This window comes from Oculatella sp. LEGE 06141, assembly GCF_015207605.1.
Classification (GTDB): Bacteria; Cyanobacteriota; Cyanobacteriia; order Elainellales; family Elainellaceae; genus Oculatella.
On record NZ_JADEWO010000001.1, the window covers coordinates 109,899 to 122,579 of the forward strand.

General features: G+C 52.7%; 8 protein-coding genes. 2 read left to right on the forward strand and 6 right to left on the reverse strand.

All coding sequences use genetic code 11. The features are described from left to right. Window positions 1-3: 3 nt before the first annotated feature. Window positions 4-5,316, reverse strand: a complete 5,313-nt coding sequence (locus tag IQ268_RS00495) for a caspase family protein (protein ID WP_193874428.1) — start codon at window positions 5,314-5,316, stop codon at window positions 4-6. A 151-nt stretch (window positions 5,317-5,467) separates the two neighbouring features. Beyond that, window positions 5,468-6,130 (reverse strand): hypothetical protein, encoded by a 663-nt coding sequence (locus IQ268_RS00500; protein ID WP_193874430.1) that lies wholly within the window; start codon window positions 6,128-6,130, stop codon window positions 5,468-5,470. A 373-nt stretch (window positions 6,131-6,503) separates the two neighbouring features. Between IQ268_RS00500 and IQ268_RS00505 the strand changes: the two genes are divergently transcribed. Next, complete coding sequence (locus IQ268_RS00505) at window positions 6,504-7,121, forward strand: hypothetical protein (protein ID WP_193874432.1); 618 nt, start codon at window positions 6,504-6,506, stop codon at window positions 7,119-7,121. A 98-nt stretch (window positions 7,122-7,219) separates the two neighbouring features. On the opposite strand, the gene IQ268_RS00510 is transcribed toward IQ268_RS00505, so the two are convergent. Then, on the reverse strand, window positions 7,220-7,702 hold the full coding sequence (locus IQ268_RS00510; RefSeq protein WP_193874434.1) for a sterol desaturase family protein: 483 nt from the start codon (window positions 7,700-7,702) through the stop codon (window positions 7,220-7,222). Window positions 7,703-7,978: 276 nt separating this feature from the next. Between IQ268_RS00510 and IQ268_RS00515 the strand changes: the two genes are divergently transcribed. Further along, entirely contained in the window at window positions 7,979-8,422 is a 444-nt protein-coding gene (locus IQ268_RS00515) for a DUF2294 domain-containing protein (RefSeq protein ID WP_193874436.1), read from the forward strand. Between the two features lie 70 nt (window positions 8,423-8,492). On the opposite strand, the gene IQ268_RS00520 is transcribed toward IQ268_RS00515, so the two are convergent. The 3 genes from IQ268_RS00520 to IQ268_RS00530 all read right to left on the reverse strand — a co-directional run bounded on the left by IQ268_RS00520 (window position 8,493) and on the right by IQ268_RS00530 (window position 12,474). Next, a complete protein-coding gene (locus tag IQ268_RS00520) occupies window positions 8,493-8,927 on the reverse strand; it encodes a response regulator (RefSeq protein ID WP_193874438.1) in 435 nt (144 codons plus the stop codon). A gap of 404 nt (window positions 8,928-9,331) precedes the next feature. Beyond that, window positions 9,332-11,248 carry a lipoxygenase family protein gene (locus tag IQ268_RS00525; protein ID WP_193874440.1) on the reverse strand — a complete coding sequence of 639 codons (1,917 nt, stop codon included), beginning with the start codon at window positions 11,246-11,248 and terminating at the stop codon, window positions 9,332-9,334. Between the two features lie 62 nt (window positions 11,249-11,310). Further along, the gene (locus tag IQ268_RS00530; protein ID WP_193874442.1) at window positions 11,311-12,474 is read right to left on the reverse strand and encodes a serine hydrolase; all 1,164 of its coding nucleotides are present in this window, start codon (window positions 12,472-12,474) and stop codon (window positions 11,311-11,313) included. Between the last annotated feature and the right edge of the window lie 207 nt (window positions 12,475-12,681).

Sequence of the window (12,681 nt, forward strand, 5' to 3'; positions counted from 1 at the left end):
GCTTCAGTGACAGAGCCAGCGATCGCTCTCTTCCAGAGTTGCGCTGGTTTTGAGATAGTCGGACAGGCGATCGCATCCCCGTTCAACTAACTGATCTAAATCTAAATCCCAAAGTAATGCTCCAGACGCTTCGCTAGTGCTGAGTAACGTTTTGCCATCCGGACTAAAGCTAAGGCTAAGCACCGTATCTGATTCTCCGAGCAAGGTTTTTAGCAGCTTGCCATTGGCCGCGTTCCACAGCTTCACTGTCCGGTCAGCACTACCAGACGCTAACACCCTACCGTTGGGGCTAAAGTCGATGCTGGTGACCCCATCTAAATGTCCGGTCAACGTTTGCAGCAGGGCACCATCCCGGACTCGCCATAGTTTGATGGTGTTGTCCCAACTGGCAGATGCCAGCAACTTACCGTCTGGACTAAAGCTCAGGGCGGCAATGCTTAAACGGTGACCTGTGAGCGATCGCTGTAATGTTCCATCGAGGTGCCACAGTTTAATGGTGGTGTCGTGGCTACCCGATGCCAGCACACCACCAGCAGGGCTGAATGCCACACTGGTGACGCCATCTTGATGACCGCTCAATGTCGCCAACAGGCGATCGTCCGCTACATTCCACAGGCGAACGGTGCGATCGTCACTTCCCGACGCTAAGAGGGTTGCGTCTGGACTGAGGCTCAGGCTGGTAATGCTGTCTTGATGAGCATCCCAGCGATGCCGTTGCGTTCCTGTTGCAGTATCCCAGAGGGCAATCGACGAGTCAGCACCTGCCGCTGCCAGCCAGTCGCCCCTGGCGTTGAACCGTACAGAGGCGATCGGTGCGTCGCTGGCCTGGATCGTCTGCACAAGCTGGTTTTGTCCGGCTCCGTTCCGGTACCATAGCCGAATTTGTCCATCCCATCCCGCTACTGCAAAGCGGTTCCCATCTGGACTAAAGCTGGCAGCGATCGCCGGGGTGGATTCATCTATCGATGGTGAAACCGCTGACGAAACGTCCCAAACGTGAATTAACTTATCCGCTCCAGCCGAGATTAGTTGCTGTCCATCTGGGCTAAAGGTCGTATTGTTCATGGCCGAGCCTGAACTGCTCAGCGTTTCGATGGGTGACCATTGAGCCGTTGACCAGAGCTGAATCGTTCCATCGGCACTGGTTGAGGCTAACATCTGCCCATCTGGACTAAAGTGAACGCTAGTAACGCGATCGCCATGACTGTGCTGATCTGCAAACTCCTGCTGTAGCACCTCTGAAGTGCCCCTCGCCAGATTCCATACCCGCACCGTGCGATCGTCACTGGCCGAGGCTAGAGTGTCACCGCTGGGGCTAAACGCAATACTGTTGACGCGATCGCTATGTCCTGCCAGGGTACGAATCAACGTACCGCTGCTCAGGTTCCACAGGGCAATCGTACCGTCTTCGCCCACTGCGGCCAGCCATTGTCCATCGGCGCGGATGCTGATGCCGTTCACCCAGCTATTCTGAACAAGCGTGCGGAGCAACTTGCCGTTCGTCGCATTCCAGAGTTTCACGGTGCGATCGCGACTGGCCGTTGCCACGATGCGGCTATCAGGACTAAAGGCGATCGCCGTTGCCCAATCGCTGTGTTGTAAGGTCAACGGCAAGCGATCGTCCGTTGAACGACCCACATAAACGGCACCATCCGCACTGGCGGCAGCAAGCAATAAGCCATCCGGACTAAATACCACCGAGGTGACGCGATCGGGCAAGTCTAGCTGCTTTACAACAGTGCCATCCGGTAGCCACAATCGCACCGTTGCGTCATCACTTCCCGATGCCAACCGTTGTCCGTCTGGACTCAGGCTCACACTATTTACCGCCTGGCTGTGCCCTGCCAAACGATTGCGTTCATATGCGTTCTCAACCGCTTGCTGCAAGGTACCTGCTGTTTGGGTTTGAATTGCCGTTAAACGGGTTGACCCAACTCCAAAGCCGCTCATCTGCTGCAACTGCTGGCTGGCTTTTACACTGGTCACTAATGCGTCAAGCGATTGGTGCGACAGCAGTTGCGCTTCAGACAAGGCATTGAGGGCTGCAATTTCGTTCAGTTGCGCTTGCTGACGTTGCAGATAGGCCAGTCCTGCAAAACTCGCAGCAGTTAGTCCCAGTGTGCTAATTAAGGCGATCGCCCGTTGCGCTTGCTTCAGGCGACGTTTTGCCTGTTGTTGGTCGCGATCGCGCTGATGTAACCCCGCTTCAATAAACTGCTGCACCTCCGGCGACAGTTCGTCAGTGTACTTAACGTAAAGTTCTTCTGCCGCATCAAGCCGCACCCCACGCAGCAAAAAGTCGGAGTGATGTCCGCTTTGCTTCCATTGAGCCGTAGCCTGTTCGATCTGCCGTTGGGCGCGTAACCGGGCGCGGTTTTCCTCTAACCACCAGCGCAGAGTTGACCAGTGACGAATCAAAATTTCGTGAGCCACTTCCACCGTGACATCGTGCTGGAGCAGATGCAGCAATGGATCGGGTGCAGACCGAGCGGGTGCAACCTCGTTTCCCTTACTGCGGCGATCGCCCTCTGGTAATGGCTGCGGCTCGTCATCCACGCTCACAATCACCAACTTAGCCGCCGTGAGAGCTTGCAGCGTGTGTTCCACCAACGCCAGGGGATATCTGGCAACCACCAGGTCTGATTTAGAGACACGACGACGCGTATCTTCTGTGCCTTCCCCCAGTTGCGTTAACGCCAGAAAAATCCAACGGGCACAGGCTTGAGTATCCGGATCTAGACCTTCGTAAACCGCCTGCGCTTTCCGTTCCAGTGCCCCTTTTAATCCCCTAATTTGCTGCTGGTAGACGGCAAGCGACAGTTTTCCAGGCTGGCGATGTTCCCAAAGCTGCTCCAACACAAACTCTAATAGCGGCAAGTCGCCCGCCAGGTGGCTGAGTTCCTGTAACAGTACCTCAACCAGTTCAGGATCAACCGTTAATCCTACCTTCTCAGCAGGTTTCGTGATGACTTGACGATAATCCGTTTCGTTCAGCCGAGGTGGCACCAAAACGCTGGATTGCTGCAATTCTCGAGCCAGTGCCGGATAGTTTAAACAGGGGGCAATAAAGTCTGTTCGCAGCGTTAAAACTAGCTTGAAGCGATCGCCCGCATGTTCCACCCCCCCCAGAACGAGATCCAGGAATCGTTGGCGTTCCTCTGCGGCGGCCAGCGTAAACAGTTCTTCAAACTGGTCGATCACAAGAACGAGCATGGGTTCAGGACGCGATCGCAACCAGTGAACCCAACCCTCAACCCCTTGATAAAGCAACCCTTCTAGCTGAAGCTGCTGATACTTCCGCTCCGATTCTGTGCCGCCATCGACCCATTGTTGCACGAGTGCTTCTAGCGGTCGCTCACCAGGACGAAAGCTGCGAATCCACCAGTGTTCGCTTCCCGGAAGCTGTTTGCCCTGTCGCAGTTGAGCCATTAACCCAGCCTGCACCACCGACGATTTGCCGCTGCCCGATGCACCCACCATGGCTAAAAGCGATCGCTGTCTCAGTTGATTAACCAATTGCTGCGTTAACCCGTCCCGCCCAAAGAAAAACGGCGCATCATCTTCAGTAAAGGCACGCAGTCCGCGATAGGGGCACAACCCTAAATCAAAGTCATTCGCTTCCTCGCCCCGTGAACCAACCCGTCCGGGCAACACTTCGATCACCCCTTGAGTTCCCGAAAGCCAGAGATGAGGAGTCATGCCGGCGGTGGCACAGCTTGCCTGAATTTGAGCTATCCATCCGGCGATCGGCAATCCCACTTGAGGGTCAGCCGCCGCTAGCGTTTCCAGTAAAATCTCAGCAAACCCGTCTGGCCGATCCGGTGGTGATGATGAGGCGATGAGACACTGGCCTCGCCCTGTATTCAACTGCAAGTCTTCCACCCACTCGGCGAGGTCGGTAGCGCCGGGGCAATCGAGAATAACCACCTGATGAGCGATCGGCGATCGCCGCAACTCCTGCCGCAGCCACGATCGGCTGATGGCAACGCCGTCTTTTAAGGCAATCTGCGCTTCTCCGGTATCGGTTTGCAGCGATCGCCCCCGCAAATACAGTAGCGCCGTTGCCGTATCCGGAATGAGAGGAGCCGACGATCCTACAGAGCGAAGGCAAGTTTGAATCGTTTCTCGCACGCAGTCCCATTCTTTACCCGGTTGAGGAACATAGCTCAGTTGAAATCCACCCGCTCCGCGCAGCAGTTTACAGAGAGATAACGTTGTTGGATTGCTGACTAATCCTTCAACCACCAATGCCTGACGAGGATGGCGCGGTAGACTCGCAGCAGGCATGATGCCAAGAATCAGTTCTCCAATGCCTTCGACAATTCGTTTCGGCGTTTGCAGCGGATATTCTGGCTGAAGTTGAGTGTCACCGCGTCCTCGCTGCTGTTGGTTAATCAGCCGTAACTGTTGATTGGTTTTGTCGATATAGCGAAGCGTTTGATAATAGACGTATTTGTAAAGCGCATCGGCTTCAATTAAGCCCTGAGCATCCGCCGCTTCACCCATCAGCCCCCGCATTAAGTAGTAGGTAAAGACACCATGTCCCAGTTCTGGAAACTCCCAGGATTGCTGGGTTTGGTCGCAGGAAAGCAGTGCATAAAAGCCATTACTTTGGGCGGCTCGTTGCCGCAGCAGGTTAACCAGTTGCAGCGTGGGATTGGGTAAAGCCGTTGCAGCCTCATCTTTACTGCCGCGAAAGGTCATGCCGCCGCTATGGCACGCATCCAGCCAGACAATCTGCTGGCGAGCCGCCGACTGGCTCAGAAGTTGGAGCAGGTCTTGAACGCCTAGCCCGGTATGCAGCAAATCAGCCTTGCAGGTATCGGCCAGGCACAGCACCGCCTGTTGACGGTCGGGAGCTAAAACTCCATGCCCTGAGAAATAAAATAGCACCGTATCCTGAGCCGCCGCTTCTGCAACAATGTGCTTTAGACTATGCCACACCTGCGCCCGTTGCGGCGGCTGTACCGGAAAGCACTGCCGTCTGGCGTGGTCGAGTGATCGGCTGGTTGCCGCCACTTGAGCCGCCACTTGAGCCGATAGCGATCGCCCCTCTTCGGCATTCGTACACGGGGTTACTGTTGCCGTATCCTGTCCAGCAACATCGTGATGCATCACCACAGAGCGCTGGGGAAAAACCTGGGTTGCTGCTGCGATCGCCTCGCCTAAGCCCTGGCAGTCCACTGCCGAAAAGGCCAAATTGGGCAATTGCTCGTCGTGATATTGGTTCACGCCAACCAGCAACACCCACAGCTTAGCGTCGCCTGTTTCAAGGGCACGACTGGCACGACTGGTACCCACACTGGCTGGACACATAGGTCTGACTCACAGGGATGAACTGAATTCTATAACCAGAGGAATGAATGTAGCGAATAGCCTCAGCCTCAAATCACCACCCGATCTCTCTAACTTCAGCAAACTGACCGATCATTTCGTTCGCTGCCGTCTGCTTGCTTACCGTTGCTTATCACCGAGCCGCCAGCACAACAGGGGCTTGCAGCGAGAGAACATAAACACTGCCCTGAGGAATTTGGACAATACGAGTGTTTTCCGGATTGCGTAATCCCGCCAAAGCTCCCACAGCACTACCCAGCATCGCGCCTCGATCGAACTGATCGGGATTCCCCTGATTCATGAATCCAAACCCGCTTCCCAAAATTCTGCCCCAAACAGCACCATTTTCAACGGCGCGATCGTTGGCCCGCATGTGCGTTACGGTTGTTCCCGGAATCATAGGACTAGCCGCATCAATGGGCACAATTTGACCTGCCACCACCAACGACTGCGCCGCAATTTCTACCCCGCCGTCTACTGGCTTCAGCAGTACGCTCACAGGTGTGTTCTCTGGCACAACCAGATTACCCTGATCATCAAAAATAGCTTGAGCCAGGGGCAGAGTCAGCGGATAATCCTGGTCTTGCCCAACATCTACCACTACACTGGCCGGAAATGAAACAATCACTGCCGTTGACTGCGGAATGGTGCGGGGCTGCTGCACTACTTCATTCAATTGCTGCTGGGGTAGCAGGGCTTCTGGCTGGCCTGGTAGTTGCTGTGCGGATGCAGATGCCATTACGCTACCCACCACCGAAATAGAAACAGCAAAACTCAACCACATCGACTTATTCATATTTTGTCTCCTGATGAAGCAACGAGGGGTACGGTGAATGTCTTCCCTCTCTTCATAGGAGCAACATGAAGCATTTATGCATGTCTCAGTATCTCAGTAGTACTGAGGCAGCCAGTATCAATCATCCACTGGGGCGGATCGGTCAGGTGAAGTGCGATCGCGCCGCGTTAAAGAAAAATTAAAGATACAGCCATTTTCATTTTCATTCACCACGCCTTAAACCCTATACCCCACACCCATCTTGGCGAGACTGTGGCTTACTCGACTAAGAACTGCTGTAAATTTGAATAGAACAAGTGTACGCTTTAGGCTACAAATTGCTATAAGGGAAGAAGATCCATCATCAATCCTCCACCCAGTTTTTATCCCTCCAGTGGCTCATCCGCTACGTTCATCCTCTAACTCGCCTCGCAGTACCGATCGGCTACTGTCAGTTGCGCGATCGCCACAGCACGTACCGCAGCCTGTCTCCGAACCCAAAAACGTTCAGCCAGATCCACCAGCCGATGCATCCTCCTCGCCCGATTCCGAATGGCTAGACGAGTCGAGCCTTAATACAGTGTTGGATATGCTGGCTGCCATGAAAACCGCAGAAGAGCTAGATATTTTAGAGTCATTAACAGAGGCTCAGAAGCGGCAAATCTGGGCAGCAACGCCACGAGACATCAAGGCAAAGCTATGGAACCTTCGGCAGGCCGCGATCGCGGAGGCCTCCCCACCAACCATTGAGCTGGCTTCTAAACCGTTAGAGTCTTCACCTTCCGTATCATATTTGCCCGATCCAATCAACACGGTTGGCAGCCAAACTCCTATTGGTGTGGGCGATCGCGTTGTGCTTAAAGCGAAACCAGACCTCACGGTTGCAGAGCTAAAAGCCATTTTTGAGGTTGTCGCTATTGAAGCGGAGCAGGTTCGGGTCAAAACAGTGGGTGTTGAACCCAAAGCTTATCCGCTCGACTGGCTTGTACTCTATGCAAAGCACTCGAACTAACTCGTTCGAGCGCAAATAAGGGACGGAAACAGTGTTTCCGTCCCTTATTTTTTAGGTCTGTTTTCTTAGAGCTGTTTTTTGCAGGCCAGGTCTCTTCTCTACCACCAACGCAGTTCTAAATAGCCCTGTTCGGGACGATTCAGTTCATCTTCCGTCAGCCAGTCTACCGACTTGTAGGTGCCAAATACATGATCCCACCAATCGACCCCCAACCCGAAATTGTGATGCCACATGCCGTACTTATGATGTACATAATGAACGGGCATCTTCATCCAAAAGCACTTTCTAGGGTTGTCGTGCTGAAGCTGATGGGCATAGGCAGAAAAGGCTGCATACGTAAACGCCCCTACTACCCAGCCTAAACCTGCTTCAAGCGAAATTAAGAACATTGGAAATAGCGCGATCGCACCCCCAAGGATGTAATCTCGAAACTCCCAAAGCACTCCTTGCCCTACATTCCGGCGATGGTGATCTCGGTGGCGTGCGCCAATCGTCGGCGAAACATGCATTAACCGATGCAACCAGTACTCCACAAAGCTGCCGAAAATAGCTGCACCAACGCAGCAGGCAACGAAAATCATGGCAAACTCTCTCCCGACACACCAAAAGCAATACGTCTTCTATTGTGACATTACCCAGTCGTCTCGTAGTGTGGCACGTATGACAGTTAAGCCATCCTGCTAGCGACAGATTAACGGGCACTAAACAGTACAATTTGACAACGTTCTAGAGTATGATTTTCAGTATTGTGTAGACACGTTCCAAAGCATTAAGAATATTAAGTAATTTATAGTTTTACGCAGGACGACTCTTCGTCATCCTTTACAGCTAAAGTCTCTACATTCACTTTTCTCTCTATGCAGCCATCAATCCCGACCCGTGGGCAACTGGAGCGCACTCTTTCACAACAAGTTGAGGCGTTATATGCCAGCGAACTAGGTCACCGTCCTGGAAAGGTGACTTGTCATATCTTTGGCGAACAAATCACTGTGATCGTCGAAGAAGCCATTACTCAGCCTGAACAACTCTTGACCAACTCTGGACAAGAGGACTTAGCTGAAAAAGTTCGTATGGATTTAGACAAAGCGCTGCAACCCAAAATGGCTGAGTTAATTGCAGAGGTAACCGGTATTCGGGTCAGCGATTTGTTGAGCGATGCCAAGCTTGAGACCGGTCGCAACGGTATCATTGCTATTTTAGAAACGGCACCAAAACTACGTGAACCCGCTAGCCGTGCTTCGAGTCGAAAACAGATGGCAGCAGGCTCAAGCAATTTAGATGGTAGCAGTGAATCAGTTTAGTTACGAAACGCCGACCGGGCTGTAATAAGAGCGCTACCCACGTTACAATGCCGTGCTGTTTACGGCACAATCAACACGCCACCTCAGATGCAGACAGCACTGGGTGAAGGTAGTGTTCTAGCAGTACTTGTAAAGCATTGATGTCGTAGGGCTTAGACAAACAATCGTTACAACCAATATCTAACATCTGCCTTCGATCTTCGACGCTGGCTAGCGCTGTCACCGCCACGATCGGAATTTGTTCCGTTCGTAAATTCCGCCTCAACTGCTGCACGATATCGATTCCGTTGGAATCAACCATCACAATATCCAGCAAGATCAGATCGGGCTGATGGGTTTCTGCTAAGGCTAAGACGGCTTGTCCTTCTAGCGTGCTAATACTAGCGAACCCAAACAGTTCCAGGGCATGAACCAACATCAACAGATTATCTTCGTTGTCGTCTACCGCCAACACAAGGGGGCGACGAACAACCGATTTTGAGCCAATCAAACGTGACACCGACATGTCCATACTCTTTCAGGGAAAGCTGCTACAAGTGGGACGCCCTTCGAGAAGAATAGACGAGGCATTCACGTGGCGGCGATCTGGCACCATACGTGCAAATGGCTCGAACCGTTTAACCCATGCAACGGCTACATACTGGCGTTGCTGCTTGTGTCCTCAAAGCTGAGTTGACAAGCTTTATATTATCTTAAGGTTTTACTTAAGGCTTTGCAATCTAGCGTAACAGTTTAACTCGCAACTGTAAGTCTGCATCATACCCCAAAGTTTTGGGCTTTTTTTCATATTCTGTTGGGTTTACGACTCAAACAAGAGCCTGTGACGGTGTTTACATCATAGCCACGATAGCAAAAGCCGATCGCCTCTGACAGCGATCGGCTTTTGCCCCAATCAAATCCCTAATCAAATTAGATGTTGATGCTATTCGGGATCTGAGACGGTAATAGATACGGGTAGTCAATCCCATCGCGATCGAGTCGTTGGCGATTGCGCTGTTGAATCGTTTGCTCAACGGATTGTAATTCGGCCTGAAACTGTTGTAGCACCTGGCGATCGCCTGCTTCCGTAAATCCAATCAAGTCATCGTTGCCAAGTTGTCCCCACTTGATGCCGCTCAAGGCAAACGTTAACTCCATCTGTTTTATGTCTTGCTCACGGGGTGGCAGCATATCCGTTGCTGTAGCAGCAATGTCAGGTTTGATGTAGGTGGACAGGGGCATGTTGGGCGTGTAGCCAGCGTAATCAAATTGGGCAAAGTTGACGGCAGCATGTTGCGCGGTGCAGGTAAAGATAATTTGGGTCGCCACATCAACCAACTGCTGCACGCTACTGAGAGTACCCGCTGCATGGTTAGCGCTCAGCACCGGGAACTCAGGCACACGCGGATAATCGGGTAACTCTTTCACATCAATGTTCGTCTGCGCTACCAGATCTGCCGGGAGCCAGTGGGGCAGTTGCGGAAACTCATGGGTCGATCGCAAATTCAGCGGTTGCCCTAATTCTGCTGCCCAGGCTTGCAGGTAGGGGTCGTGCTGCACAGCTTGATCGCTGGAGTAATACCGACGCAGATAGGCAGCCGTATAGTTGGCGATCGCCGTCCACACGAGCTGGGCATCGTCTCGATAGGGAAATTCTGGCAAAAACTCCGCTTCTAATCCTCGACTAGCAATATTATGAGGCAATGCATAGTCAGCAAACGGACGGCGGCGGTATGCCTGGTTAATCAACCCCACCGAGACTTCCCGCGTGGGAGCCAGTAACACTTCGATTGCTGCATCGTCTGCCAGCAAAATCTGATTACCACGGGTATTAATCGCCAACAAAAACCGAAAATGCGGGTAGAGCAGGCGGTAAAACGGATGAGCTGTGGGCAACTGGCGCGGTGTGGCGATCGCAAATGCCTCCATCGCCAGGTGCGTGTTGCCGAGATGGTCGATTAACTCATGGTGAGTAATATCAGCCGTTTGGGTGTAAAGTTTAGCCCGCATCCAGTCGTCTGGGGCGCTGTCGGGAGTGAATACTTTGCCACCGGGTTCTAGCTGTACCAGCACCGGCAGCAATCCACGAGCCGCCCGATAAAACAACGCCTGTGGACTGCCCACATACCGACCCACTTGCAAATCAGCGGTGGTTAGATCCCGCAGTTGCGGGTAGTCTACGATGAACAGGCGATTTTGAGCAGCGGCTTCTGGCAGGTTAATTGTTTCACCCTCCACAGCGTACGGCTGATACGCCCACGATTCGATCTGGTCGCGTTCTGTCTCGCGCGCCCGACGCACCATCATCGGATTGGTGCCAGCAATTCGTTGCCGACCAAACTCACGATCGCTTAACATCCCATCGCGTTCAATAATCTGGCTCACCTTGGGACGTGAGCGACCCCGCGCTTCTAGCACCGCGTAGAAGTTTGCACGTGCATCCTTGGCAGTCATCCCAGTCAGAGCCGCTTCCCGTGCCGCTAACAAAATTTGACCCATGTTGCGGCGATCGCCCACGTAAACGCTGTTGAACTGTTCCCCTGGAGGCAACGTGAGATTAAACCAACCCGACTGAAACACCTGCCAATCGGCTAGCAACGTTCCAACTTGATTCCACAGGTTGTCTAACGTATCAGAGGCCATCATCAGTTGATGCAGGATGAGATCCAGCGGTTCAGACACGCGCCCATGCTCTTTTACCATCCGAAACCATTGCAGCAAACCGTAGCGCAACCACCCATCTTCACCGCTAAACGGGAATAGACGAGCTGGGCCTTGCTGCTCTAAGCCAGCAGACTCATAGCGGTACGCTCCTTGAGCCTGGGTGGGAGGAAAATAAAAAGCCATAGTTTCAAGCCTTGCTTTAGCGTGAGGTAAGGTTGACTCGATTGATGCTCAACAGATCGTTCCTAGTCCAGGGCAAATTTAGACGCTAACTCTAACAGGGTAAATCCCATTTGATCGACCGACTGATCGCCTGCAAACACATCACCATAGTTCGACAGCACAACAACGCCAGTTTGATTCATTTTATTGAAGCCAACAAAGCTGACATACCCGCCTGTGCCGCCGTTGTGCCAGTACACTAAACCGCCTGGGGTATCAAAAATTTGCCACGCCAGGCCAATTCCAGCCGTATCTTGCTGAAACTGAGGCTGCTGAGACAACTCGATCGCCTCTGCTAACTCCCCATCCCCATCGCTCAGGTTGGCTTCCAGTAACGTCAACAAATCAGCCGCCGTAGAGCGAAATGCCGCAGCGGGGGCTAGCACGTCAAACTCCCAAGGGGTCGCCAGTTCTCCCTCCGGAGTGTGTCCTGCACTCAAACGATGCATCTGGTGATCAGAGAGGGTAATAGTGGTATCTGGCATCGCCAACGGTTCTGCGATCGTAGCCTTAACCAACCGTTCGTAGGGGGTTCCTGTCTTGAGTTCCAATAGGTGCCCCAATAGCCCCATGCCAAAGTTTGAGTACTCCATCTGTTCACCAGGATTGTGGCTCAGTTGCACGTCCGCAAGCGCCTGATACAAATCGTCTGCTTTGTACTTCGCATAGGGATTAGCCGGATCAGCCACGCTTAACAAATTGTCAGGCAAGCGGGGCAACCCAGAGGTATGGGTTGCCAAATGACGCAAGGTAATAGCTTGTACTGGCTCAGACAGACGCAGTTCTTCCGGCAAATAGCGGCAAATTGGATCATCCAACCGAACGGTTCCATCTACCACCCGTTGGGCGAGCGTCAGGCCAGTCAGCACCTTGGTCACCGAACCAATTTCAAATAGGGTGTTGCCATCAGGCACTTCGCCCGATGCAGAATGAACCTGACCAAATCCCTTCACGTCATAGTGCCCCTGGTGCAGAACACCAATCGCTAACCCCGCATTGTCGCGCTTCGCCACATAGGCGGCAGCCAGTTCCTCAATCTGAGGCATAAGAGGAGTCTCTACTATTGGAGCATCCTGATAGGCATGGGAACGCTGGTGCAGAGGAACGACACCCAGAGCGATCGCCATTCCTAAAATAACCAAAGCGCCATAGCACAGAGTTTTGAGCGTTTGGAAAAGCATAAGCATGACTTCGATCTACACATCACAGCCACACGGCTTCGGAAATTTACACTATCGTCCAGAAAGCTGTTGACCTGGCATGACTAACGGATATTACCAAACGGGTAGCAGAGCCAGCCTTACTATCCTGGCGGTAGGCGGTACTTTAGGGGTGAACTGTGTTGTATCTGTTCTAACAAAACTGCACCCAGCCACATCGCCCACAACTAACAA

Coding starts and splice junctions, on each gene's coding strand:
- IQ268_RS00495 (WP_193874428.1), bottom strand. CDS start 5,316: ATGTGTCCAGCCAGTGTGGGTACCAGTCGTGCCAGTCGTGCCCTTGAA.
- IQ268_RS00500 (WP_193874430.1), bottom strand. CDS start 6,130: ATGAATAAGTCGATGTGGTTGAGTTTTGCTGTTTCTATTTCGGTGGTG.
- IQ268_RS00510 (WP_193874434.1), bottom strand. CDS start 7,702: ATGATTTTCGTTGCCTGCTGCGTTGGTGCAGCTATTTTCGGCAGCTTT.
- IQ268_RS00515 (WP_193874436.1), top strand. CDS start 7,979: ATGCAGCCATCAATCCCGACCCGTGGGCAACTGGAGCGCACTCTTTCA.
- IQ268_RS00520 (WP_193874438.1), bottom strand. CDS start 8,927: ATGTCGGTGTCACGTTTGATTGGCTCAAAATCGGTTGTTCGTCGCCCC.
- IQ268_RS00525 (WP_193874440.1), bottom strand. CDS start 11,248: ATGGCTTTTTATTTTCCTCCCACCCAGGCTCAAGGAGCGTACCGCTAT.
- IQ268_RS00530 (WP_193874442.1), bottom strand. CDS start 12,474: ATGCTTATGCTTTTCCAAACGCTCAAAACTCTGTGCTATGGCGCTTTG.